The organism is Pseudomonas sp. 2(2015) (assembly GCF_000955865.1).
Taxonomy (GTDB): domain Bacteria; phylum Pseudomonadota; class Gammaproteobacteria; order Pseudomonadales; family Pseudomonadaceae; genus Aquipseudomonas.
The window spans coordinates 66,038-89,479 of record NZ_JYOF01000023.1 but is presented as its reverse complement, the minus strand read 5'-3'; the positions used below and the strand labels follow the sequence as shown (position 1 = coordinate 89,479).

Annotated in this window: 21 protein-coding genes; 4 read left to right on the top strand and 17 right to left on the bottom strand. The window is 63.3% G+C overall.

All coding sequences use genetic code 11. The annotated features are described in order from the left end of the window. The 6 genes from UB48_RS25205 to UB48_RS25180 all read right to left on the bottom strand — a co-directional run bounded on the left by UB48_RS25205 (nt 1) and on the right by UB48_RS25180 (nt 8,441). Complete coding sequence (locus tag UB48_RS25205; RefSeq protein WP_045201893.1) at nt 1-1,128, bottom strand: TIGR03364 family FAD-dependent oxidoreductase; 1,128 nt, start codon at nt 1,126-1,128, stop codon at nt 1-3. A gap of 112 nt (nt 1,129-1,240) precedes the next feature. Next, on the bottom strand, nt 1,241-2,266 hold the full coding sequence (locus UB48_RS25200; protein ID WP_045201846.1) for a putative 2-aminoethylphosphonate ABC transporter substrate-binding protein: 1,026 nt from the start codon (nt 2,264-2,266) through the stop codon (nt 1,241-1,243). Between the two features lie 39 nt (nt 2,267-2,305). Beyond that, nucleotides 2,306-4,030, bottom strand: coding sequence for a putative 2-aminoethylphosphonate ABC transporter permease subunit (locus UB48_RS25195; protein WP_045201844.1), 1,725 nt, complete (start codon nt 4,028-4,030; stop codon nt 2,306-2,308). Nucleotide 4,031: 1 nt separating this feature from the next. Then, on the bottom strand, nt 4,032-5,096 hold the full coding sequence (locus UB48_RS25190) for a putative 2-aminoethylphosphonate ABC transporter ATP-binding protein (protein WP_045201841.1): 1,065 nt from the start codon (nt 5,094-5,096) through the stop codon (nt 4,032-4,034). A 206-nt stretch (nt 5,097-5,302) separates the two neighbouring features. Continuing rightward, nucleotides 5,303-6,172 (bottom strand): LysR family transcriptional regulator, encoded by an 870-nt coding sequence (locus UB48_RS25185; RefSeq protein ID WP_045201837.1) that lies wholly within the window; start codon nt 6,170-6,172, stop codon nt 5,303-5,305. A 7-nt stretch (nt 6,173-6,179) separates the two neighbouring features. Next, nucleotides 6,180-8,441, bottom strand: coding sequence for a heavy metal translocating P-type ATPase (locus tag UB48_RS25180; protein WP_045201836.1), 2,262 nt, complete (start codon nt 8,439-8,441; stop codon nt 6,180-6,182). Between the two features lie 82 nt (nt 8,442-8,523). On the opposite strand from UB48_RS25180, the gene cadR reads away from it, so the two are divergent. Then, entirely contained in the window at nt 8,524-8,967 is a 444-nt protein-coding gene (cadR, locus tag UB48_RS25175) for a Cd(II)/Pb(II)-responsive transcriptional regulator (protein ID WP_045201835.1), read from the top strand. Between the two features lie 99 nt (nt 8,968-9,066). Here cadR and UB48_RS25170 read toward each other — a convergent pair whose 3' ends face one another. The 3 genes from UB48_RS25170 to UB48_RS25160 are packed head-to-tail and all read right to left on the bottom strand — an operon-like array spanning nt 9,067 to nt 11,692. After that, nucleotides 9,067-10,038, bottom strand: a complete 972-nt coding sequence (locus UB48_RS25170) for a thymidylate synthase (RefSeq protein WP_045201834.1) — start codon at nt 10,036-10,038, stop codon at nt 9,067-9,069. Between the two features lie 47 nt (nt 10,039-10,085). Continuing rightward, nucleotides 10,086-10,895 (bottom strand): prolipoprotein diacylglyceryl transferase, encoded by an 810-nt coding sequence (lgt, locus tag UB48_RS25165; RefSeq protein ID WP_045201832.1) that lies wholly within the window; start codon nt 10,893-10,895, stop codon nt 10,086-10,088. 14 nt (nt 10,896-10,909) lie between these two features. After that, on the bottom strand, nt 10,910-11,692 hold the full coding sequence (locus UB48_RS25160; RefSeq protein WP_045201826.1) for a sulfite exporter TauE/SafE family protein: 783 nt from the start codon (nt 11,690-11,692) through the stop codon (nt 10,910-10,912). A gap of 129 nt (nt 11,693-11,821) precedes the next feature. Here UB48_RS25160 and UB48_RS25155 point away from each other — a divergent pair, with 129 nt between their 5' ends. Next, a complete protein-coding gene (locus UB48_RS25155; RefSeq protein ID WP_045201824.1) occupies nt 11,822-12,568 on the top strand; it encodes an NRDE family protein in 747 nt (248 codons plus the stop codon). Between the two features lie 48 nt (nt 12,569-12,616). Here UB48_RS25155 and ptsP read toward each other — a convergent pair whose 3' ends face one another. Continuing rightward, entirely contained in the window at nt 12,617-14,896 is a 2,280-nt protein-coding gene (gene ptsP, locus UB48_RS25150) for a phosphoenolpyruvate--protein phosphotransferase (protein WP_045201822.1), read from the bottom strand. Nucleotides 14,897-14,918: 22 nt separating this feature from the next. Continuing rightward, entirely contained in the window at nt 14,919-15,398 is a 480-nt protein-coding gene (locus UB48_RS25145; protein WP_010222140.1) for an RNA pyrophosphohydrolase, read from the bottom strand. Between the two features lie 140 nt (nt 15,399-15,538). On the opposite strand from UB48_RS25145, the gene UB48_RS25140 reads away from it, so the two are divergent. Continuing rightward, nucleotides 15,539-16,195, top strand: coding sequence for an HAD family phosphatase (locus UB48_RS25140; RefSeq protein WP_045201820.1), 657 nt, complete (start codon nt 15,539-15,541; stop codon nt 16,193-16,195). A 46-nt stretch (nt 16,196-16,241) separates the two neighbouring features. Here UB48_RS25140 and UB48_RS25135 read toward each other — a convergent pair whose 3' ends face one another. Next, complete coding sequence (locus UB48_RS25135) at nt 16,242-16,670, bottom strand: DUF2269 family protein (RefSeq protein WP_045201819.1); 429 nt, start codon at nt 16,668-16,670, stop codon at nt 16,242-16,244. A gap of 41 nt (nt 16,671-16,711) precedes the next feature. After that, nucleotides 16,712-18,226 (bottom strand): threonine ammonia-lyase, biosynthetic, encoded by a 1,515-nt coding sequence (ilvA, locus tag UB48_RS25130; protein WP_045201818.1) that lies wholly within the window; start codon nt 18,224-18,226, stop codon nt 16,712-16,714. 136 nt (nt 18,227-18,362) lie between these two features. On the opposite strand from ilvA, the gene rpiA reads away from it, so the two are divergent. Then, on the top strand, nt 18,363-19,034 hold the full coding sequence (gene rpiA, locus UB48_RS25125) for a ribose-5-phosphate isomerase RpiA (RefSeq protein WP_010222132.1): 672 nt from the start codon (nt 18,363-18,365) through the stop codon (nt 19,032-19,034). A 60-nt stretch (nt 19,035-19,094) separates the two neighbouring features. Here rpiA and UB48_RS25120 read toward each other — a convergent pair whose 3' ends face one another. The 4 genes from UB48_RS25120 to UB48_RS25105 form a co-directional block, all read right to left on the bottom strand. After that, the gene (locus UB48_RS25120) at nt 19,095-20,006 is read right to left on the bottom strand and encodes an SdiA-regulated domain-containing protein (protein WP_045201817.1); all 912 of its coding nucleotides are present in this window, start codon (nt 20,004-20,006) and stop codon (nt 19,095-19,097) included. Nucleotides 20,007-20,092: 86 nt separating this feature from the next. Beyond that, nucleotides 20,093-21,025, bottom strand: coding sequence for an SdiA-regulated domain-containing protein (locus UB48_RS25115; RefSeq protein ID WP_045201816.1), 933 nt, complete (start codon nt 21,023-21,025; stop codon nt 20,093-20,095). Between the two features lie 151 nt (nt 21,026-21,176). Then, complete coding sequence (locus UB48_RS25110; RefSeq protein WP_045201812.1) at nt 21,177-21,842, bottom strand: fumarylacetoacetate hydrolase family protein; 666 nt, start codon at nt 21,840-21,842, stop codon at nt 21,177-21,179. 41 nt (nt 21,843-21,883) lie between these two features. After that, nucleotides 21,884-23,281 carry an FAD-binding oxidoreductase gene (locus UB48_RS25105; protein ID WP_045201810.1) on the bottom strand — a complete coding sequence of 466 codons (1,398 nt, stop codon included), beginning with the start codon at nt 23,279-23,281 and terminating at the stop codon, nt 21,884-21,886. Nucleotides 23,282-23,442: the final 161 nt, after the last annotated feature.

Genomic DNA, 23,442 nt, shown 5'->3' with positions numbered 1-23,442 from the left:
TCAGTCACTCTCCTCCAGCAAACGGGCGATATGTTGCTCGGCCAGGGCCGGGCCGACGCTCATGCCGACACCGCTGTGCATCAGCGCAGCGCTGATACCCGGCGCCACCTGCAGCAAGGAAAACGGCCCCGGCCCGCCTGAACCATAGACGCCCTGCCAGCGTTCGACCACCTCGATGCGCCCGCCCAGGGTCTGCTCGGCCAGCTCGATCATCCAGTTGTCGACCTGCTCGGCGTTGAACGGTGAAGCATCGCTGCCATAGGCATGGGAGTCGCCGATGATCAGCTCGCCATGGGGCGTCGGGCTGATCAGCAGGTGGATGCCATGCTCCAGCAGGTGCGGGCTGTTGGCCTGCAGTTGCGCTTTCAGCGCCTGGGCCTGCGGCAGGTCGGCGAAGGCGCCGTAGTGCACACAGCTCAGGCCAGTCAGCAAGGCGTGCTGCAGGTCGAGTTTGAAGCGCGGCCGGGCGCGCAGCATCTGCAGACGGCAAACCTGCGGTTGCAGGGCGGCGATGGGTTCGGCGAGCAGGGTCTGGTAGTCGTGGCCGGAGCAGACCACAATCTGTCTGGCGCTGAAGTCCCCCGCCGTGGTCGATACGCGACCAGGTTCGATAGCACGTACCAAGGTTGAAAAGTGAAACGCTACATCCAGTTCCTGCTGCAGGAAGCGGATCAGGCTCGGCAGCGCTTCGCGGGAATACAACTGCTGGTCTTGCAAGCCACGCAAGGCGGCGCGGTGGTGGCGAAACTGGCCGCCGTACAGGTCGTTCAAGGCGGCGCCGCTGAGCAGTTCCACCTGGTAATCATGTTGTGGCGCGCGCTCGGCACAGAAGGCTTCGAGCAGTTCCAGCTCCAGCGCAGTGCGAGCAAACAGCAGCGAGCCATTGGCCTTGAGCTCGAAGCCGGTCTGCTGCGCCCAGTGCTTCCAGATACCACTGCTGGCCTTGGCCAGTTCGAGCATCTGGCCGGGTGGCTGGCCGGTTACCAGGGCCTGGCCGAAGTTGCGCACCGAAGCGCCCAGGGGCGTCGCGCTGCGCTCGAAGACCCGCACTTTGAGCCCGCGCCGGGCAGCGGCGTAGGCATGGGACAGGCCGAGGATGCCGGCGCCGACGATGAGTAGATCGGTCATCTGAGGTTCCTTGAAGAATTCGTCGCCCCATCGCTGGCAAGCCAGCTCCCACAGGTACTGCATACACCGATCCTGTGGGAGCTGGCTTGCCAGCGATGAAGTCAACGCAGTGTTACTGCTGCGCGACCTTCTCCGACTTGCCGTCATAGCGCTTGCGCCATTCGGCGAGGATGTTGTCGCGGTTCTTCGAAGCCCAGGCGAAGTCGTTCTTGATCAGGCGCTGTTCGTAGTCGGCCGGCAGTTCGGTCTGCGGCTTGGCGATGCCCGGCTGGGCCAGGACGGCGAAGTTTTCCTTGTACAGCTCCATGGCCGCCGGGCTCGCCGAGAAGTCGGCCAGGCGCTTGGCCGCGTCTTCATGCTGGCTGCCCTTGATCACCGCGGTGGCTTCGATCTCCCAGCCCAGGCCTTCCTTCGGCAGGACGATGTCCAGCGGCGCACCCTGGCGCTTGAGCTGCACGGCCGGGTATTCGAACGAGATGCCGATCGGGAATTCGCCAGCAGCAGCCAGCTTGCACGGCTTGGAGCCAGAGTGAACATACTGGCCGATGTTCTGGTGCAGGCCGTCCATATACGCCCAGCCCTGCTTCTCGCCGAAGGTCTGCAACCAGGCGCTGACATCGAGGAAACCGGTGCCGGAAGACGCCGGGTTAGGCATGACGATCTTGCCCTTGTACTCAGGCTTGGTCAGGTCCTGCCAGCTCAGCGGCTTGCTCAGGCCCTGCTTCTCGGCCTCGACGGTGTTGAAGCAGATGGTCGCGGCCCAGACGTCCATGCCCACCCAGGCCGGCGGATTGGCGGCATCGCGGTAGTTGGCGCCGATCTTGCCGAGGTCTTTCGGTGCATAGCTTTGCAGCATGCCCTGCTGGTCGAGGATTGCCAGGCTCGATGCCGCCAGGCCCCACACGGCATCGGCTTGCGGGCGGTCTTTTTCGGCCAGCAGCTTGGCAGTGATGATGCCGGTGGAATCACGCACCCACTTGATTTCGATGTCCGGGTTGGCCTTTTCGAAGGCCTGCTTGTAACTCTTGAGCTGTTCGGCTTCGAGCGCGGTGTACACCGTCAGTTGGGTATCGGCGGCAAAGGCCTGCACGCTGAATGCAGTGAGGACGGCAGCGGCAAGAGCAAGTGGCTTGAACATGATGCGGTTCCTTTGAACAGTACAGGTTGGGAGAGGCAATCAGTGACCCGGCGCGCGCTGGCGCCAGGCTTGGGAGCGTTGCAACAGGCCGCGCGAGGCCCAGGCCAGGAGCAGCGAAACGGTGGCGCTGGTAATCAGGATCAGGGTCGACATCGCTGCGGCGCCGCCGACGTTGCCGGCATCATCCATGTTCAGCACGGCGACCGCGGCAAGGATGGTGTCGGGGCTGTAGAGGAAGATCGCCGCCGACACCGTGGTCATCGCCGAGACGAACAGGTAGCGAATGATGTCGAGCAATGCCGGCAGGCAGATCGGCACGGTGACCCGCATGAAGTGCCGGTACAGCGGTGCCTTGAGCGACAGCGCGGCAGCCTCGAACTCGCCATCGAGCTGGCGCAGGGCAGTGGTCGCGGTCATGTTGGCGGTGGTCAGGTAGTGGGCAATGGTGCACACCACCAGCAGCGCCATGCTGCCGTAGAACACATGCAGCGGGTTGCTGCTGAGGTTGAAGAAGAACACGTAGCCAAGGCCCAGCACCAGGCCCGGCACCGCCATCGGCACGAAGCTGAGCAGGCGCAGCAGCAGGTTCAAGCTGCGCTGGCCCTTGGTTTTTTCCATCAGGTAGGCGCCGGTGAAAATCACCGCGCTACCGATCAGCGCCGTGCCCAGGGCCATGGTCAGGCTGTTGCGGTAGGCCAGCCAGCCGCCACCGGCGGTTTCGTCGAACTGGTAGTGCTTGAGCGACAGCGACAGGTTGTAAGGCCAGAACTTGACCAGCGATGAGTACACCGCCATGCCCACCACCAGCAACAGCACCGCGCAAATCAGGATGACCACGGCCATGAAGCAGGCATCGCGACGCCGCGACGGCTGTGGCTGGAACACCTGCGCCCGGCCGCTCATCGAATCGCCCTGACGGCGGCGCAGCCAGGCATCGACGGCAAAGCTGAGCAGCGCCGGCACCAGCAGGACCATGCCGATCAAGGCACCACGGCCGAACTGCTGCTGGCCGACCACGGCCTTGTAGGCTTCCAGCGCCAGCACCTGGTAGTCGCCACCGACTACCACCGGCACACCGAAGTCGGTGATGGTCAGGGTGAACACCAGGCAGAAGGCGGCGAACACCGCCTGCCGGGTGGCTGGCCAGGTGATGCTGTGAAACGCCCGCCAAGGCCCGGCGCCCATGCTCGAGGCGGCGTCGAACAAGCGCGCATCGGCCAGCGACAGCGCCGACAGCAGGATCATCAGCGCATGCGGGAAGGTGTAGATCGCCTCGCCGAGGACAATGCCCCAGAAGCCGTAGATATTGTCGCTGAGCAGCCCGCGCAGCAGCCCCTGGTTGCCGAACAGATAGACCAGGGCAATGGCCGGTAGCATCGACGGCGCCAGCAATGGCAGCAGCGAAATGCCGCGCCACAGGCCCTTGGCCGGAATCAGTGTACGCTGCAGAGCGTAGGCGAACAGGTAGGCCAGCGGCACCACAATGGCCGCAACGCTGAGCGAGACCTTCAGGCTATTGCCCAGCAGCCAGTGAAAGTTGGCGCTGGCAAACAGTTCGCGAGCTGCGGCCAGGCCGCCGCCCTGGCCGGCATCGCTGCTGAAACCGCGCCAGAAGATCGCCAGCAGCGGCATCAATACCGCGACGGTGAGCAAAAGCAGCAGCAACCATTTGCCGCCGACCACGAACAGTCGATCACCCAGCGAAACACCGGCGCGCCGGGTTGCCTTCGCGTGCGCGATCGGCATGGCGATTGGCGCGGCCATCTCAGGCAAACACCTGCAGGCTGCGCGGCGGCAACGCGACCCAGATGTCCTGGGAGCCCAGGCGCGGCATCGACTCGGGGGCGACTTCGGCAAGCAGGGCATGGCCTGGCAGTTCGTTGAATTCGAAACTCATGCGGCAGCGATTGCCGAGGAAGGTGATCTCGCGCACCCGCGCCGGGAACAGGTTCTCTTCATGCACCGGCGGGTTGACGCTGATCGCTTCCGGGCGGCAGAACAGCCGACCGCTACGGGCCTGGCTGGCGCCATCGGCCAGGCGCATGTTCAGCGCACCGACCTGGGCATGGCTGTCGCTGTGGCGCTGGAACGGCAGCCAGTTACCCTGGCCAACGAACTCGGCAACGAACGGCGTGGCCGGCTTGTCGTAGATTTCCTGCGGGGTGGCGTACTGCTCGACCTGGCCGTTGTTCATCACCGCGATACGGTCGGCCATCAACATGGCTTCGTCCTGGTTGTGGGTGACCATCAGGGTGGTGATGCCGAGCTGGCGTTGCAGTTGGCGCAATTCGCTGCACAGGTGTTCGCGCACCCGGGCATCGAGGGCCGACATCGGCTCGTCGAGCAGCAGCAACGACGGTGCCGGGGCCAGGGCGCGGGCCAGGGCCACGCGCTGTTGCTGGCCGCCGGAAAGCTGGCCGGGGTACTTCTTCTCGCTGCCGCTCAGGCCCACCAGCTCAAGCATCTGCGCCACCCGCTGGCGCACTTCGTCACGACCGCTGCCGGCCAGGCCGTAAGCGATATTGGCTTCGACGGTCAGGTTGGGGAACAGCGCATAGGACTGGAACAGAATGCCGTAGTCGCGGGCCTGGGGCGGTAGCTCGGAGATATCACGGTCGCCGATGTACAGGGTGCCGCGATCCTGGCGCTCGAGGCCGGCGATGCAGCGCAGCAGGGTGGTCTTGCCACAACCGGAGGGGCCCAGCAGGCACACCAGCTCACCGGCGGCGACGTCGAGGGAAACATCGTGCAGGGCGGTAAAGGCGCCGAAGCGCTTGTGGATACCGCGCACTTTCATCTGTGCGCCAGGGTTTGCGACCGGAGTGTTCATGGCAGGACCTCATCGAACGAATGAGGGCCATGCTAGGCGGGCAATGCGAAGGTTCTGTGGCGCAGAGGCAAAAGTTGCCGATAGTGGTATAGGCAGATTTTGGTGTGATCTCGGTTGGCAAGGCTGCGCCTTGCATCGCTGGCAAGCCAGCTCCCACAGGTCCAGTGCATGCAGTACCCTGTGGGAGCTGGCTTGCCAGCGATTATCTATATCTCTACCGCCGCCACTTCCTGAGCCAACCCCAGAAACGCCGCCGGCAACCGCGCCTGGCGCCGCTCCTTCAAGCAATACAGATACTCATGCATCAGCGGCGCGCCCTCCAGGCTCAGCACCCGCAGCTCGGGGTTATGCGGCACTTCATGGCGGGCAATGATGCTGATGCCGATATTGCGCAGCACCGCCTCGCGAATCGACTCGCGACTGCCGATCTCCAGCAGCGAGCCGACCTTCACCCCCGCCGCTTCAAGCATCTGCTCGGTCAGCTTGCGCGTGGTCGAGCCCTGCTCACGCACCAGCAGGCAATGCCCGGCCAGCGCCGACAGCGGCAGCGATTCGCGGCTGGCCAGCACATGGTTGCGATGCACCGCCACCACCAGCGGATCGGTACCCAGCACCCGCCGCACCAGCCGTGCATCCTCGACCAGTTGCGATGAGGCGGCCAGATCGACCCGGTAGTCCTCAAGCAATTCCAGCACCTGCTGGGAGTTGCCGATCTCCACCGACACCTCCACCTGCGGCAAGCGCTCGCGGAAGATCTTCACCAGGTCGAGGATGTAGTACGGCGCCGTGGCAGCGATACGCAAACTGCCCTGGCCCTGGCCACTGTTGCGCAGGAAGAACTCGATATCGGCCTCCTGCTGCAGCAGCGCCTTGACCATCGGCAGCAGGCGCGTGCCGTCGTCACTGAGGGTCAGGCGGCGACCGCCACGGTAGAACAGCTCCACCGCGTACTGGCTTTCGAGGTTGCGGATCTGCGTGGTTACCGTCGGTTGGCTGAGCCCGAGTTTCTTCGCCGCCAGAGTAATGCTGCCCAGGCGGGCAACCATGTAGAAGGCTTTCAACTCGGAACTCAACATAGATCCTCTATTTACGCAGCAGGCGCAGGCCGTTGAAGACCACCAGCAAACTCACGCCCATGTCGGCAAACACCGCCATCCACATGGTTGCCATGCCGGCGAAGGTGACTGCCAGGAAGATCGCCTTGATCCCCAGCGCCAGAACAATGTTCTGAGTCAGGATCGCCGCACTCTGGCGCGAGAGCCTGACGAAGGCCGGGATTTTGCGCAAGTCATCATCCATCAATGCCACGTCGGCGGTCTCGATGGCGGTGTCGGTACCGGCCGCGGCCATGGCAAAGCCGATCTCGGCGCGGGCCAGTGCCGGCGCATCGTTGATGCCGTCGCCGACCATGCCGACCCGATGGCCCTGGGCGTACAGGTCCTCGATGGTCTTGAGCTTGTCGGCCGGCAGCAGGTTGCCATGGGCCTGGTCGATCCCGACCTGGGCGGCAATCGCCTGGGCCGTGTGCGGATTGTCGCCGGTCAGCATGACAGTCTTGATACCCAGCTCATGCAGCTCGGCAATTGCCTCGCGGCTGCTGTCCTTGACCGTGTCGGCGACGGCGAACAGCGCCAGCGGGCCGGACTTGTCGAGCAGCAGCACGACGGTCTTGCCCTGCCGCTCCAGGGTATCGAGCCGGGCTTCGAGCTGTGCCGAGCACAGGCCCAGCTCCTCGACCAGGCGATGGTTACCGAGGTGATACAGCTCACCATCAATCTCGCCGCGCACACCGCGACCGGCCAGGGCTTCGAAGGCCGTGACCTCGCTCAGGGGCAGTTGCTGCTGATTGGCAAACACCGCAATGGCACGGGATACCGGGTGGTCGGAACGATCGGCAAGGCTTGCCGCCAGCGCCTGGGCGCGGCCTTCGAACAACGGTTCGAGCACTTCATGGTCGGTTTGCACCGGCTTACCGTGGGTGATGGTGCCGGTCTTGTCCAGGGCCAGGAAGTCGAGCTTGCGCCCGCCCTCCAGGTACACCCCGCCCTTGACCAGGATGCCTTTGCGCGCCGCCGCGGCCAGGCCGCTGACGATGGTCACCGGGGTGGAAATCACCAAGGCACAGGGGCAGGCCACCACCAGCAACACCAGCGCGCGGTAGATCCAGTCGAACCAGGCGCCAGCCATGAACAGCGGCGGAATCACCGCCACCGCCAGGGCGAAGGCAAACACCGCCGGGGTGTAGATGCGCGAGAACTGGTCGACGAAGCGCTGGGTCGGCGCCCGCGCGCCCTGGGCTTCTTCCACGGCCTTGATGATCCGCGCCAGGGTCGATTGCCCGGCCGCCGCCGTCACCCGGTACTCCAACGCCCCGGCCTGGTTGATGGTGCCGGCGAACACCTTGTCACCGGGGCCCTTCTCTACCGGCAGGCTCTCGCCGGTGATCGGTGCCTGGTCGATACTCGACTGGCCGTTGACCACCTCGCCGTCCAGGCCGATGCGTTCGCCGGGACGCACGCGCACCAGATCACCGAGGGCGACCTGCTTGACGTCCAGCTCACGCCACTGGCCATCGGCTTGCTGCACGGTGGCAAGGTCCGGGCTCAACTGCATCAGACCGCCGATGGCGTTGCGCGCGCGGTCAAGCGAGCGCGCTTCGATAAGCTCGGCGACGGTGAAGAGGAACATGACCATGGCCGCTTCCGGCCACTGGCCGATCAGCACCGCGCCGGTCACGGCGATGCTCATCAGTGCGTTGATATTGAGGTTGCCGTTCTTCAGGGCGATCCAGCCCTTTTTGTAGGTGCCCAGACCGCAACTGAGGATCGACACCAGGGCGACCAGGGCCACTACCCAGGACGGCGCCAGCTCGGCAAAGTGGATTGCTTCGGCGCCCAGTGCCGCAACACCGGCCAACGCCAGCGGCCACCAGTGTTTTTTCACCGGCGCAGGCGCAGCGCCAGCTTCTTCGCTGGCCTCGCTCAACGGGTCGGCCTGCATACCCAGCGAGGCGACCGCCTGCTCGATGGCGACAGTGTCGGCATGGGTGTGGCGCACGCCGAGGATGCGGTTGATCAGGTTGAATTCCAGCTGCTCGACCCCGGCCAGCTTGCCCAGTTTGTTCTGGATCAGGGTCTGTTCGGTCGGGCAATCCATGGCCTCGATGCGAAAGCGGCTCAGGCGCGCACCGGCGCTGCTCGCCTCGCTCAGTTGCACCAGCGCCGGTGCGGCGTCGTGGGAACAGCAGCTGTGGGCGTGCTCGGCATGTTCATGCCTGGCGTGATCATGGCTGTGGTCATGATCGTGAGGAGCTTTACCGGGGGTGTGGCTGACAGGCTGATTCATGGGTTCATCCTTAAATGTCCTGTTGCCAAGTGAACACCCTGTAGCCACTATAGGGTCAAGCCACTTGTCGAGGTATTTGCAGATGAAGATCGGAGAACTGGCCAAGGCCACCGATTGCGCGGTGGAAACCATCCGTTACTACGAGCGGGAAAACCTGCTGCCGGAGCCGGCGCGCAGCGAAGGCAACTACCGGATGTACACCCAGGCCCACGTCGAGCGCCTGACCTTCATCCGCAACTGCCGCACCCTCGACATGACCCTGGAAGAAATCCGCAGCCTGCTGCACCTGCGCGACAGCCCGGATGACCAGTGCGAAAGCGTCAATGCGTTGATCGACGAGCACATCCAGCACGTCAAGGCGCGCATCGATGGGCTGCAGGCACTGCAGGCGCAACTGCTGGAACTGCGTCAGCACTGCCATCCCAAGGAGGTCCAGTGCTCGATCCTGCAGCATCTTGAGGTCAATGGCGCAGTAACGGCGCCAGAGGCGGAGCATTCACATGTGGGCAGAAGCCACGGGCACTGATTAAGGTACCTGTAGGAGCGGCGGTGCGGCGACCCGACTTGCCCCGCGATGCGATGTGACTGACAGACCGCATCGCGGGTCAAGCCCGCTCCTACAGGATCAGACCGCCATCGGCGCCGTCATTGGCGCGTGGTGCTCGTAGCCTTCGAGGCTGAAGTCGCTCGGTTCGATCTTCTCTAGCCACTCTGGCTCGTACACGCCAGTCTTGGCGAATTCCGGCACGCGATCACTGATCACCAGCTTCGGCGCAGCCAGCGGCTCGCGCTTGAGCTGTTCGCCCAGCATGTCCAGGTGGTTTTCGTAGACATGCGCATCACCGATGAAATAGGTGAACCAGCGCGGCGTGTAGCCGGTCAGGCGGCCCATCAGCGACAGCAGTGCGGCGCCTTCGGTGAGGTTGAACGGCGTGCCCAGGCCCAGGTCGTTGGAGCGGATGTAGAGGGTCAGGGAAATTTCCCTGGTCTCGACATTCGGGTGGAACTGGTACAGCAGGTGGCACGGCGGCAGGGCCATTTCGTCGAGCTGGGCGCAGTTCCAGCCGTGGAACAGGATGCGCCGGCTGCCCGGGTCGTTGTGGATGGTGTCGATGCACTGGCGGATCTGGTCGATGGCCTTGTACAGCACCACGAAGGCTTCGCCGTCTTCCTCGGCCTGGGCGATCTGCTGGAAGCCCTGGCTCTTGGCCAGTTCGATGGCCGCCGGGTTGCTCAGCGGGATGCGCTTGTAGGCCGGCCACTGGCGCCATTGCACGCCGTAGATCTCGCCGAGGTCGTCATGGCCCTGGCGAAACGGGTTGGCCAGCCACTGGGCGTTTTCGTTGGCGTTCTGATCCCAGACCTTGCAGCCCAGCTCACGGAACTCGCCGGCGTTCTTCACGCCACGCAGGAAGCCGACCATCTCGCCGATAGCCGACTTGAACGCCAGCTTGCGGGTGGTGATGGCCGGGAAGCCCTTCTGCAGGTCGAAGCGCAGCATGGCGCCAGGCAGGCTGATGGTGCGGATACCGGTACGGTTACCTTGAAGGGTGCCGTTTTCGATGACGTCGCGGACCAGATCTAGATACTGTTTCATGGCTTACCTGTAGCAAAGACGGCAGGGGATCGCCCTGCCGTGGAAATTCAAACGGCGGCCTTGACCGTGGGTTTGCGGTTGTAGGCCCACCAGATCAGGAAGATGCCACCGACAATCATCGGCACGCAGAGCAACTGACCCATGGTCAACCAGCCGAAGGCGATGTAGCCAAGCTGGGCATCGGGTACCCGCACGAACTCTACGATGAAACGGAAAATACCGTAGAACAGCGCGAACATGCCGGAAACGGCCATGGTCGGGCGCGGTTTGCGCGAGTACAGCCAAAGGATCAGGAATAATGCCACACCTTCCAGGGCGAACTGGTACAGCTGCGACGGGTGACGCGGCAACTGCGCCGGGTCGCTGAACGGCGGGAAGACCATCGCCCACGGCACATCAGTGGCCTTGCCCCACAACTCGGCGTTGATGAAGTTGCCGATACGCCCCGCACCGAGGCCGATCGGTACCAGTGGCGCAACGAAGTCCATCAGCTCGAAGAACGACTTGTTGTTGCGCTTGCCGAACCACAAGGCGGCGAGCATCACGCCGATAAAGCCGCCGTGGAACGACATGCCGCCCTTCCACACTTCGAGGATCAAGGTCGGGTTGGCCAGGTAGGCGTGCAGATCATAAAACAGCACGTAGCCCAACCGCCCGCCGACAATTACGCCCATGGACAGCCAGAACACCAGGTCCGAGAGTTTTTCGCGGCTCCAGGTCGGGTCGAAGCGGTTCAGGCGACGCGAGGCCAGCAGCCAGGCGCCGCCGATGCCGACCAGGTACATCAGACCGTACCAATGGATTTTGATCCATTTCAGGTCAAGGGCTACTGGATCTATCTGCGGATAAGGCAGCATGGTGACTCCTCTCGTTAAAGCAAAAAGCTAAGGCCGACGCAAAACAGCAGCGCGGCGAACAGCCGCTTGAGCAGGCGTGGCGACAGTTTATGTGCCAGGCGCGCGCCGAAGCGGGCGAAAAACATGCTGGTCAGGGCAATCCCCAGCAGCGCCGGCAGGTACACAAAACCCAGGCTATGGGCGGGCAGGTGCGGGTCGTGCCAGCCGAGCCAGATGAAACTCAGGGCACTGGCCACCGCAATCGGAAAGCCGCAGGCCGACGAAGTTGCCACCGCCTGCTGCATCGGCAGGCTGCGCCAGGTCAGGAACGGCACGGTCAACGAGCCGCCGCCAATGCCGAAGATCGCCGAGGCCCAGCCGATCACGCTGCCGGCGAGGGTCAGCCCGGGCTTGCCAGGGATGCCGCGGCTGGCCTTGGGCTTGAGGTCGAGGGCCATCTGCGCGGCGATCACCAGAGCGAACACGCCGATGATCTTTTGCAGCATTGGCCCCTGAATGGCCGAGGCGGTCTTGGCACCGATACCCGCACCGACCAGGATCCCCAGGGTCATCCAGACAAAGATCGGCCACTGCACCGCGCCCTTGCGGTGGTGCTCGCGGATGGCATTGACCGAGGTGAAGACAATGGTCGCCAGCGAGGTGCCCACCGCCAGGTGGGTCAGCACCGACGCGTCGAAGCCTTGCAGGGTGAAACTGAACACCAGCACCGGCACGATGATAATGCCGCCACCAACCCCAAACAGCCCGGCCAGCACGCCTGCGCAGGCGCCCAGCGCCAGATAGAGCACGAATTCCATTGTCGCCCCCGTAAATTCAGTCCGGCATGGTAACGGAAGGTAGGCCTGCGGCTCTAGTGAAGACACATTAAGTCGATGGATCGCGTCGGACGCTATCGGTAGAGTGGGCAAAAACACAGAGGTCCACCTATGTGTCTGATCGTCTTTGCCTGGCGGCCTGGGCATGCCCAGCCGCTGATCGTCGCGGCCAACCGTGATGAGTTCTACGCCCGCCCCAGCCGCGTAATGGGGGCCTGGGAAGATGCGCCCGGGGTTTACGCCGGGCGCGACCTGGAAGCCGGCGGCACCTGGCTGGGGGTCGGCCCCAACGGCCGCTTTGCCGCGCTGACCAATATCCGCGACCCGCAGCAACCCCAGGGCGCGCGCTCGCGCGGCGAGCTGGTGGCGGCGTTTTTGCGCGGGGAGCTTGGGGTTGAGGCTTACCTGGATCAGGTGGCCAGCCGCAGCCAGCAATATTCGGGGTTCAACCTGCTGGTCGCCGACAGCACGCAACTGGGTTACCTGAATGCCCGGCAAGCCACGCCGCAGCTGCTGGGCGCCGGGGTTTACGGGTTGTCCAACGCCGGCCTGGATACGCCCTGGCCAAAGCTGGTCAAGGCGCGGGCGGGCTTGCAATTGCAACTGGCCGATCCACAGCCGCAGCGCTTGCTGGAGTTACTTGGGGATAACCTGCCGGCGGCAGACAGCGAGCTGCCAGAGACCGGCGTCGGCCTGGGTACCGAGCGGTTATTGTCGAGCGTGTTTATTGCCAGCCAGAACTACGGGACCCGAGCCAGTACCGTGCTGATTGTCGAGGCCGATGGCCGGCGACATTTAGTGGAGCGCAGTTTTGGGCCGCTTGGCGGGCATCTGGGGGAGGTGTGTTTGCAGGTCTGACGCTATCGCTGGCAAGCCAGCGATGGGCTGCAAAGCAGCCCCCAAACCTCACAAAGGCTTGCCCACTCCTGGCCCGATCATCCGCGCCAGGCCCAGGTTCTTCAGGGCCAGCTGCAGCGAGCTGTGGATAACTTGCGGGTTGTCGATGCCCATGGCCTGGGCCAGCAGTTCCTTGGACTTGCTCATGCTGACCTGACGCAACATCCACTTCACCTTGGGCAGGTTGGTAGCGTTCATCGACAGGCTGTCGAAACCCATGGCCATCAGCAGCACCGCCGCCGCCGGGTCACCGGCCATCTCGCCGCAGATGCTCACCGGCTTACCTTCGGCGTGGGCATCGCGCACCACGTTCTGCAGGGCCTGGAGCACCGCCGGGTGCAGGTAGTCATAGAGGTCGGCGACGCGCGGGTTGTTGCGGTCGACCGCCAGCAAATACTGGGTCAGGTCGTTTGAGCCGACCGAGAGGAAGTCCACCTGGCGCGCCAGCTCGCGGGTCTGGTACACCGCCGCAGGGATTTCGATCATCACCCCCACCGGCGGCATCGGCACGTCGGTGCCTTCGTCGCGCACTTCGCCCCAGGCCCGGTGGATCAGGTGCAGGGCTTCTTCGAGTTCGTGAATACCGGAAATCATCGGCAGCAGAATGCGCAGGTTGTTCAGGCCTTCACTGGCCTTGAGCATGGCGCGGGTCTGCACCAGGAAGATTTCCGGGTGGTCGAGGGTGACGCGAATACCGCGCCAGCCGAGGAACGGGTTGTCTTCCTTGATCGGGAAGTACGACAGCGCCTTGTCGCCGCCGATATCCAGGCTGCGCATGGTCACCGGCAGCGGATGGAAGGCCGCCAGTTGCTCGCGATAGATCGCCAGCTGCTCCTTCTCACTGGGGAAGCGCTGGTTGATCATGAACGGCACTTCGGTGCGGTACAGGCCGACGCCTTCGGCGCCACGCTGCTGGGCGCGAGCGACATCGGCAAGCAGCCCGGTGTTGACCCACAACGGCATGCGGTGGCCATCGAGGGTCACGCAAGGCAGTTCGCGCAGGGCGTCAAGGCCCTGGGCCAGCTGGCGTTCTTCTTCAACGACTTCGGCGTACTGCTTGCGCAGCACTTCGCTGGGGTTGGTGTAGACCTCGCCCTTGTAGCCATCGACGATCATGTCGATGCCGTCGACCTTGGAATACGGCAGGTCGACCAGGCCCATGACGGTCGGAATGCCCATGGCCCGGGCCAGGATGGCAACGTGGGAGTTGCCCGAGCCCAGTACCGAGACCAGGCCGACGAGTTTGCCTTCCGGCACTTCGCCGAGCATCGCCGGGGTGAGTTCTTCGCTGATGAGAATGGTGTTGTCGGGATAGACCAACGACAGCTGACGGGCCTCCTGCAGGTAGGCCAGCAGTCGCCGGCCCAGATCCTTCACGTCCGAAGCCCTCTCGCGCAGGTAGGCGTCGTCCATCAGTTCGAAGCGATTGACGTGCTCGCCGACCACCTGGCGCAGCGCGCCCTGGGCCCATTGGCCGGTCTTGATCACCTGCACCACTTCACCGCCCAGGGCCGCGTCTTCGAGCATCATCAGGTAGACGTCGAACAGCGCGCGCTCTTCCGGGCGCAACTGGGTGGCGAGTTTGGCGGAGAGGTTGCGCATGTCTTCGCGCACCCCTTCCAGGGCGTTGTTGAACAGTTTCAGTTCGGCGTCGATGTCATCAACGGTCTTGTCCGGCACCACATCGAGGTCGGCCGGTGGCAACATGACCACCGCCTTGCCCACCGCAGCGCCGGGTGAACCGGGCACACCGACGAACTTGGCCTCCTGGATACCCTTGCCCTGACGGCCCAGGCCACGGATCGAACCGGTGGCCTCGGCATGGGCGATAACCCCGGCCAGCTGCGCGCTCATGGTCACCAGGAAGGCTTCTTCGCCCTCGTCGAACTGGCGCCGCTCCTTTTGCTGGATGACCAACACCCCGACCACGCGACGGTGGTGGATGATCGGCGCACCGAGAAAGGAAGCAAAGCGCTCCTCGCCGGTTTCAGCAAAGTAGCGATAACGCGGGTGGTCGGCGGCGTTTTCCAGGTTCAGCGGCTCTTCGCGCGTGCCGACCAGGCCCACCAGGCCCTCGTTGGGGGCCATGCTGACCTTGCCGATCGAGCGCTTGTTCAGGCCCTCGGTGGCCATTAGCACGAAGCGGTTGGTCTCGGGGTCGAGCAGGTAGACGGAGCAGACCTGACTGCCCATGGCCTCTTTTACGCGCAACACAATGATCCCCAACGCCGTCTTGAGATCCTTGGCGGAGTTAACTTCCTGGACGATCTTGCGCAGCGTATTGAGCATGGCTCGGGGTCGAACTCCGTCGTCAGTCGCGCGCCAGCAGGCGCGGGGCAAGCTCTTTGAGAGCGCGGCGGTAAACCTCGCGCTTGAATGTCACCACCTGGCCCAGCGGATACCAATAGCTGACCCAGCGCCAGCCGTCGAACTCCGGTTTACCGGTCAAGTCCATCCGCACCCGTTGCTCGTTGGAGACCAGGCGCAGCAGGAACCATTTCTGTTTCTGGCCGATGCACAGCGGTTGGCTGTGGGTTCGGACCAGGCGTTGGGGTAAACGATAACGCAACCAGCCGCGGGTGCAGGCAAGAATTTCAACATCATCTCGCTCCAGCCCCACTTCTTCGTTCAGCTCGCGGTACAGGGCATCTTCCGGCGTTTCCTCGGGGTTGATACCTCCCTGGGGAAACTGCCAGGCATCCTGGTTGATCCGTCGAGCCCATAGCACCTGCCCAAGATCATTCGTCAGAATGATCCCGACATTGGGGCGAAAACCATCGGGGTCGATCACGGCAGCAACCTCGCAAACGCATGTCACGGCATTGTTCCACAAAGGTCACAAGGCCAGCAACGCGCCTGTTTACCTTATGTGCACCGATGTGAAAAGTCCGTATTCTGTGGGACTTTTCAGATGTTATGCGAGTGACTTAAATGCGCCTGGCTTTATTCGATCTGGACAACACGCTCCTTGGTGGCGACAGCGACCACGCCTGGGGTGACTACCTGTGCGAACGCGGCATTCTCGACCCGGTCGAGTACCAGAACCGCAACGACGCCTTCTATCAGGACTATCTGGCCGGCAAGCTGGACCTGAACGCCTACCTGAACTTCAGCCTGGAAATCCTCGCGACCACGGAAATGGCGCAACTCGACGAATGGCATCGCGACTTCATGCGCGACTGCGTCGAGCCGATCATCCTGCCCAAGGCCCTGGCCCTGCTGAAAAAGCACCAGGATGCCGGCGACAAACTGGTGATCATCACCGCCACCAACCGTTTCATCACCGGCCCGATCGCCAAGCGCCTGGGCGTACAGACCCTGCTGGCGACCGAATGCGAAATGCTCGACGGCCGTTTCAGCGGGCGCAGTACCGATATACCCTGCTTCCGTGAAGGCAAAGTGACGCGTCTGAACCGCTGGTTGCTGGAAAACGGCTACAGCCTGGACGACAGCTACTTCTACAGCGACTCGATGAACGACCTGCCGCTGCTGGAGAAGGTGGCCAACCCGGTCGCCGTCGATCCGGACCCGAACCTGCGCGCCGAAGCTGAAAAGCGCGGTTGGCCGGTGATCAGCCTGCGCGATTGATCGCCGCTATGGGAGCGACTGCTCGCTCCCACCGAAGCCCGCATGATCAGACCGGCTTGGCACCCATCAGCCCGGCGATGGCGATAAAACAGACACCGCTGAACACCGCCAGCGCCAGGGTGAATTTCGGGTTGCCCACAGTCGGCGCCGTGCGCAGGCGGTTGACCCGCGCCAGCAGCCAGAACCAGCTGAACGCTGCGAAGGTGTAGATCACGCTGGACCCCAGCACCCAGGTCTGGCCCAGCGGCCAGCCGATCAGGTGCACCAGCCACCAGCCGGTAAAGGGCATGCTCACCAGGCAGATGCCCATCAACAGCCAGACAAACACCAGCGGCCGGGCCATCAGCCGGGTGTGGGCACTGGCATCGCCCTTGCGGCGCGCGATAAAGGTCCAGATCGCCAGCCCCAGGGCGCTGCCCAGCAGCAACACGGTGGCCAGGATGTGGGCGGTTTTCAGGGTAGTCAGCAGTTCCATTTCTTATTTCTTCCTCAGGCGTTGCCCAACAGCGTAGACGCTCAGCCCAGGAACAGCCGGTACGCCGGGTTATCGGTTTCGTCCCAGTACGGGTAGCCAATCTTGGCCAGCGCCGCCGGCACCAGGTGGCGCTCATCATCCGGTACCTGCAGGCCGGCGACCACGCGACCATCGGCCGCGCCATGGTTGCGATAGTGGAACATCGAGATGTTCCAGCGCCCGCCGAGCTTGTTGAGGAAGTTGAACAGCGCCCCCGGACGCTCCGGGAACTCGAAACGCAGCACCAGCTCGTCGCTGACCCGCGCCGCATGGCCGCCGACCATGTGGCGGATATGCAGCTTGGCCAGCTCGTTGTCGGTCAGGTCGAGCACCGGGAAGCCTTGCTCGGTCAGGCTCTGGATCAGCGCGCTACGCGGGTCGGTATCCGGATGGGTCTGCACGCCGACAAAGATGTGTGCTTCGCCGTCGGCATGGTAGCGGTAGTTGAATTCGGTGATCTGGCGCTTGCCCACCGCCTCGCAGAAGGCCTTGAAGCTGCCCGGCTGCTCGGGGATGGTCACGGCGATGATGGCTTCGCGGCCCTCGCCCAGCTCGGCGCGCTCGGCAACATGGCGCAAGCGGTCGAAGTTGACGTTGGCGCCGGAGTCGATGGCCACCAGGGTCTGGCCGGCCACGCCATTGAGTTCGACGTACTTCTTGATCCCGGCAACACCCAGAGCCCCGGCAGGTTCGGTGATCGAGCGGGTATCGTCGTAGATATCCTTGATGGCTGCGCAGATCTCGTCGGTACTGACGGTAATCACCGCGTCGACGTAGTCCTTGCAGATGTCGAAGGTGTGCTGGCCGATCTGCGCCACCGCCACGCCATCGGCAAACAGCCCGACCTGCGGCAATACCACGCGTTCACCCGCAGCCATGGCGGCCTGCAGGCAGTTGGAGTCGTCCGGCTCGACGCCGATCACTTTGATTTCCGGGCGCAGGTACTTCACGTAGGCGGCGATGCCGGCGATCAGGCCGCCACCACCGACCGGGACGAAGATCGCGTCCAGCTGACCCGGGTGCTGACGAAGGATCTCCATGGCCACGGTGCCCTGCCCGGCGATGGTGTGCGGATCGTCATAGGGGTGGATGTAGACATAACCCTTCTCGTCCACCAGCTTCAGCGAATAAGCCAGCGCTTCCGGGAACGAGTCACCGTGCAGCACCACCTTGCCGCCGCGCGAACGCACGCCTTCGATCTTGATCTCGGGGGTGGTCTTGGGCATCACGATGGTGGCCTTGATCCCCAGCTCACGGGCCGCCAGGGCCACGCCCTGGGCGTGGTTTCCAGCCGATGCGGTGACCACGCCACGGGCCAGTTCCTCGGCGCTGAGCTGGGCCAGCTTGTTATAGGCACCGCGAATCTTGAACGAGAACACCGGCTGCAAGTCTTCACGCTTGAGCAGGATGTTGTTGCCCAGACGCTTGCTCAGCTGGCCGGCGGTCTGCAACGGAGTTTCGACGGCGACGTCGTAAACGCGCGAGGTGAGGATCTTCTTGACGTACTGTTCGAGCATCGGGAAAGCATCACTGAGCGGTTGGGCGGGGTTTGCGAGTCTACCCCAGCGCCCTGTCGGGCGACCACAGCAAGGCAGGGGTTTTAGCCGCTATACTACGCGCCTTCACGATACTCCTCCCCGCTTCGGAGCCCGCATGACCCAGGACCAACTCAAACAGGCTGTCGCCCAGGCCGCTGTCGATTTCATTCTGCCCAAGCTCGACGACAAGAGCATCGTCGGCGTCGGCACCGGCTCGACCGCCAACTGCTTCATTGACGCCCTGGCCAAGCACAAGACCGCCTTCGACGGCGCGGTCGCCAGCTCCGAAGCGACCGCGGCACGCCTGAAGGGTCATGGCATTCCGGTGTACGAGCTGAACACTGTCAGTGACCTGGAGTTCTACGTCGACGGCGCCGACGAAAGTGACGAGCACCTGAACCTGATCAAAGGTGGTGGCGCGGCCCTGACCCGCGAGAAGATCGTTGCCGCCGTGGCCAAGACCTTCATCTGCATCGCCGACGCCAGCAAGCTGGTACCGGTGCTGGGCGCCTTCCCGCTGCCGGTCGAAGTCATCCCCATGGCCCGCAGCCATGTGGCCCGCCAGCTGGTCAAGCTTGGCGGCGACCCGGTGTACCGCGAGGGTGTGCTGACCGATAACGGCAACATCATTCTCGATGTGCACAACCTGCAGATCACCAACCCGGTCGAGCTGGAAAGCCAGATCAACGCGATTGTCGGCGTGGTCACCAACGGCCTGTTCGCGGCGCGCCCGGCGGATCTGCTGTTGCTGGGGACTTCGGAAGGGGTCAAGAGCCTCAAGGCCTGATAGCATCGCGGGGCAAGCCCGCTCCTACAATGTAGGAGCGGGCTTGCCCCGCGATAATGCCTACTCGGTCGGCTTCTTGAACACGTAAAACAGGTTCGGCTCGCTGACCAGGTAAATGGTCCCCGCATCGTCCATGGCGATGCCTTCGGCCTGCGGCACACTCTTGTTCAAGCCCTGAAAACCCTTGCGCAGCGACAAGGTGCTCAACGGCTTGCCCTGCACATCCAGCTCCAGCACCAGTTGCGACTCATCCGACAGCGCCAGCAAGTGGCCGCTGCGCTCATCGAACTGCAAGCTCGACAGATCACGCACAAACAACCGCGAATCACGCTTTTGGTCCTGCACCACATGCACCGCATACGGCTGCTCGGGGTTGTCGTGGGGGAAGCCATGCACCTCGTAGATCAGCATCGGGTCGCGCTCCTTGGCGACGAACAGACGCTTGCCGGCCGAGTCGTAGGCCAGGCCCTCAAAGCCTTTGTTGCCATTGAGGCCAATGCCCAGGGTCAGCTGTTCGGCATCCTTGGCGTCGAGAAACGGCGTGTTGTCGGTCAGGCGCACGCGAATCAGGCGCTGCTCGCGCTCATCGGTAATCACGTAGCTGTTAGGGCCGACGTACTCCACCGCCTCCGGATCGCCAAAGCCGGTCAACGGCACGCGCCTCAGGATACGCCCGTCCAGCGACAGCTCGATCAGCTCGGAGCGCTTGTTGGTCACGGTGAACAGGCTGTTGCGGTCAGGGTCGAAGGTCAGCGCCGAGATATCGTCGTCCAGGCCTTCGATGGGTTGCGCCTCAAGCACCACCTGGTATTGATCCAGGCCGATGCTCTGCTCGAACGGCTGCCACCAGGTCTTGAGGTTGAACCAGCCGCGCTCGAACAAACGGTATTGCTGCCCGGCAACGGCGACCAGGAGCAAGGCGAGCAGGCTCGCAACCAGGAAAATCAGCGGCAGGCGGATGTAGCGACGCATTCAGGTGGACTCTTTGGGTGACAGCCTGAATCTTCCCACACTCAACTGAAGTGAAACTTAAATCCTGACGTAGGAAAAGTCTGAAATCACGGCTTTTTGAAACGATAGAACAAGTCCGGCTCACTGACGATGTACAGCGTGCCGTGTTCGTCCATCGCCACGCCTTCGGCGCGCGGAATTCGCTTCTTCAGGCCGTTGAAGCCGCCCAGCAGGGTCATGAAGCTGACCTGCTCGCCCTTCTCGTCCAGCTCCAGGAGCATGTTGGAGTCGGCCGACAGCACCAGCAGATGCCCGGTGCGCGGGTCGACACCCAGCGCCGAGAGGTTGCGCAGGTCCAGTTCGTCGCTTGGCAGCGGCTGCTTGTCGCCGGTCAGCGGGCTGTGGCCGTCGCTTTTCCAGGTGAACAATGCCGGCGGCCGCTCTTCGCCGAGGATGATGCGCTGCTGCAGAGGGTCCCAGGCCACGGCTTCGAAGGCCTTGTTCTGGTTTGCCGAGGGGCCGAGGTCGAATTGGGGGAAATCGGCGATGTTCAGCGACTTGGTGTCGGCAGCAAGGGTGACGATGGTCATCTTGTGATCGCGCTCGTCGACGATCGCCAGGCGCCCGCCTTCAAGCACGGCCACGCCCTCGGGGTTGCTCCAGCCCACCAGGGGCATCTTGCGCAGCACATCGCCGTCAAGGGTCAGTTCGACCAGAAAGGGATTCTTGCCCATGACCGCGAACAGAGTTTTGCTCACCGGGTTGTAGGACAGGTCTGAAGCTTCATCGTCCTCCATGCCCGGCAATACCTTGGCATCGATATCGACCTGGTAGTCCGGCAACCAGATGCTCGCCTGTTGCTCGCTCTGGCTTTCGAAACGCTCCTGCAACCAGAGCAGGCCACGGTCATCCCAATGCATGGCGATCGCCACGCCATAGCCGATGATCGCCGCGGCCACCAGCCAGGTGGACCAGCGCAGGGCCAGGCCACGCTTGCGCGCAGGCGGCAGGGAATTGCTCGAAGGAAGAGGAGTGGCCATGGATTTGTGCTCTTTTTGCCAGTTGATAACACCGTACCGGCACATTTCGCAGAGCCAGGTCCGCAAGCATTATCCGGATCGATTGTGAAAAAAATGGCAAAAGCCGACGGGCAGTATGGCAGCCAGTATTTCTGGCTGCCACGTCGGTGGTTCAGAGCACCTGGCTTTCGAAACGGCTGACGCCTGGCAGTTCGAGCACCAGTTGGTCGCCGGGGTTGAGCGGGCCGACGCCAACCGGGGTACCGGTGAGGATCACGTCGCCGGCCAGCAGCGAGAATTGCGTGGCCATGTGCTGGATCATCGGCACGATCGGGTTGAGCATCAGCGCGCTGTTGCCGTCCTGGCGCACCTCACCGTTGAGGGTCAAGCGGATGCCGATGTCGGTCAGGTCCTCAAAGGCACCGACCGGCACGAACGGCGGCAGCACGCAGGCGCCATCGAAGCACTTGGAGCGCTCCCACGGCAGGCCCTTCTCTTTGAGTTGCGCCTGCAGGTCGCGCAGGGTCAGGTCCAGGGCCGGGGCAAAACCGGAAATGGCGTCGAGCACTTCTTCTTCGGTGGGGCTGGTGGACAGCGACTTGCCGAGCAACACGGCAATTTCCGTCTCGTAGTGCACCGAGCCACGCTCGGTCGGGATCTTGAAGCCGCTGTCCAGCGGCACCACGCAACTACCCGGCTTGATGAACAGCAGCGGCTCACTCGGGATCGGGTTATCCAGCTCTTTGGCGTGCTCTGCATAGTTGCGCCCGATGCACACCACCTTGCCCAACGGAAAGTGAATACGCGTGCCGTCTACATACTGGTGCTGATAGCTCATTACCGACTCCTGGCGCTATTGGATGCTCTTGTGCCTGTGGCTTACTCGACCGCGAAGATCTTGCCCGGGTTCATGATCCCGTTAGGATCGAACGCCGCCTTCACTGCTTTCATGTATTCGATTTCGACCGGCGAACGGCTGTAGGTCAAGTAGTCGCGCTTGGTCATGCCTACGCCATGCTCGGCAGAGATCGAGCCGTTGTACTTCTCGACAGTCTCGAACACCCACTTGTTGACCGTCGCGCACTTGGCAAAGAACTCGTCCTTGCTCAGGTTGTCGGGCTTGAGGATGTTCAGGTGCAGGTTGCCGTCGCCGATGTGGCCGTACCAGACCACTTCGAAGTCCGGGTAGTTATCGGCGACGATCGCGTCGATATCCTTGAGAAACGCCGGTACTTTGGACACGGTCACGGAAATGTCGTTCTTATACGGGGTCCAGTGCGAGATGGTCTCGGAGATGTACTCGCGCAACTTCCACAGGTTCTGCAGTTGCTGCTCGCTCTGGCTCATGACGCCGTCGAGCACCCAGCCCTGCTCGACGCAGTGCTCGAAAGTGGCCAGGGCATCATTGGCCACCTCTTCGTTGCTGGCTTCGAACTCCAGCAAGACATAGAACGGGCAGTCGGTTTCGAACGGTGCCGGCACGTCGCCACGGCCCATGATCTTGGCCAGGGCCTTGTCGGAGAAGAACTCGAAGGCTGTCAGGTCGAGCTTGGCGCGAAACGCGTGCAGCACCGGCATGATCGAGTCGAAATCCGGGGTACCGAGGACCATCGCCGTGAGGTTGTTCGGCGCCCGATCCAGGCGCATGGTCGCCTCGACCACAAAGCCCAGGGTGCCCTCGGCGCCGATGAACAGCTGGCGCAGGTCGTAGCCGGTGGCGTTCTTGATCAGGTCCTTGTTCAGCTCGAGCAGGTCGCCCTTGCCGGTGACGACCTTGAGGCCGGCCACCCAGTTGCGGGTCATGCCGTAGCGAATAACCTTGATCCCGCCGGCATTGGTGCCGATATTGCCGCCAATCTGGCTGGAACCTGCCGAGGCAAAGTCCACTGGGTAGTAGAGGCCCTTGTCTTCGGCAAAATCCTGTAGCTGCTGGGTAACCACCCCCGGCTGACAGACCACCGAGCGGTCGAACTCGTTGAAATCGAGAATCTGGTTCATGTAGTCGAACGCCACGACCACCTCGCCATTGGCCGCCACCGCTGCAGCTGATAGCCCGGTGCGACCGCCCGACGGCACCAGGGCGACCTTGTGCCGGTTGGCCCAGCGCACGATGGCCTGGACCTGGTCGATGCTCTTGGGGAAGACGATGGCCGAGGGCGCGGGGGCGAAGTGCTTGGTCCAGTCCTTGCCGTAAGCCTCAAGGGAGGCGGCATCGGTCAGCACCTTGCCGGGCTCTACCAGGGTCATCAGCTCATCAATCAGCGCAGAATCGGTCATCGATAGAACTCTCGAACTATTCATAGTCACCCTGAGCACTCTTCACGTCCCAGGGATGGGCGTATCGGGGGGGACTCATGCTAGCATACGCCCCCCGCTGATCGTGCTTCAGGCCGATGCTGCGAGAGCTTCACTTCCCTGCCATTTTTCTCCGGGACACA

Coding starts and splice junctions, on each gene's coding strand:
- rpiA (WP_010222132.1), top strand. CDS start 18,363: ATGACCCAGGACCAACTCAAACAGGCTGTCGCCCAGGCCGCTGTCGAT.
- UB48_RS25195 (WP_045201844.1), bottom strand. CDS start 4,030: ATGGCCGCGCCAATCGCCATGCCGATCGCGCACGCGAAGGCAACCCGG.
- UB48_RS25200 (WP_045201846.1), bottom strand. CDS start 2,266: ATGTTCAAGCCACTTGCTCTTGCCGCTGCCGTCCTCACTGCATTCAGC.
- ptsP (WP_045201822.1), bottom strand. CDS start 14,896: ATGCTCAATACGCTGCGCAAGATCGTCCAGGAAGTTAACTCCGCCAAG.
- lgt (WP_045201832.1), bottom strand. CDS start 10,895: ATGCTGCCTTATCCGCAGATAGATCCAGTAGCCCTTGACCTGAAATGG.
- UB48_RS25180 (WP_045201836.1), bottom strand. CDS start 8,441: ATGAATCAGCCTGTCAGCCACACCCCCGGTAAAGCTCCTCACGATCAT.
- UB48_RS25135 (WP_045201819.1), bottom strand. CDS start 16,670: ATGGAACTGCTGACTACCCTGAAAACCGCCCACATCCTGGCCACCGTG.
- UB48_RS25205 (WP_045201893.1), bottom strand. CDS start 1,128: ATGACCGATCTACTCATCGTCGGCGCCGGCATCCTCGGCCTGTCCCAT.
- UB48_RS25140 (WP_045201820.1), top strand. CDS start 15,539: ATGCGCCTGGCTTTATTCGATCTGGACAACACGCTCCTTGGTGGCGAC.
- UB48_RS25105 (WP_045201810.1), bottom strand. CDS start 23,281: ATGACCGATTCTGCGCTGATTGATGAGCTGATGACCCTGGTAGAGCCC.
- UB48_RS25115 (WP_045201816.1), bottom strand. CDS start 21,025: ATGGCCACTCCTCTTCCTTCGAGCAATTCCCTGCCGCCTGCGCGCAAG.
- UB48_RS25185 (WP_045201837.1), bottom strand. CDS start 6,172: ATGTTGAGTTCCGAGTTGAAAGCCTTCTACATGGTTGCCCGCCTGGGC.
- UB48_RS25155 (WP_045201824.1), top strand. CDS start 11,822: ATGTGTCTGATCGTCTTTGCCTGGCGGCCTGGGCATGCCCAGCCGCTG.
- UB48_RS25170 (WP_045201834.1), bottom strand. CDS start 10,038: ATGAAACAGTATCTAGATCTGGTCCGCGACGTCATCGAAAACGGCACC.
- UB48_RS25110 (WP_045201812.1), bottom strand. CDS start 21,842: ATGAGCTATCAGCACCAGTATGTAGACGGCACGCGTATTCACTTTCCG.
- UB48_RS25190 (WP_045201841.1), bottom strand. CDS start 5,096: ATGAACACTCCGGTCGCAAACCCTGGCGCACAGATGAAAGTGCGCGGT.
- ilvA (WP_045201818.1), bottom strand. CDS start 18,226: ATGCTCGAACAGTACGTCAAGAAGATCCTCACCTCGCGCGTTTACGAC.
- cadR (WP_045201835.1), top strand. CDS start 8,524: ATGAAGATCGGAGAACTGGCCAAGGCCACCGATTGCGCGGTGGAAACC.
- UB48_RS25120 (WP_045201817.1), bottom strand. CDS start 20,006: ATGCGTCGCTACATCCGCCTGCCGCTGATTTTCCTGGTTGCGAGCCTG.
- UB48_RS25160 (WP_045201826.1), bottom strand. CDS start 11,692: ATGGAATTCGTGCTCTATCTGGCGCTGGGCGCCTGCGCAGGCGTGCTG.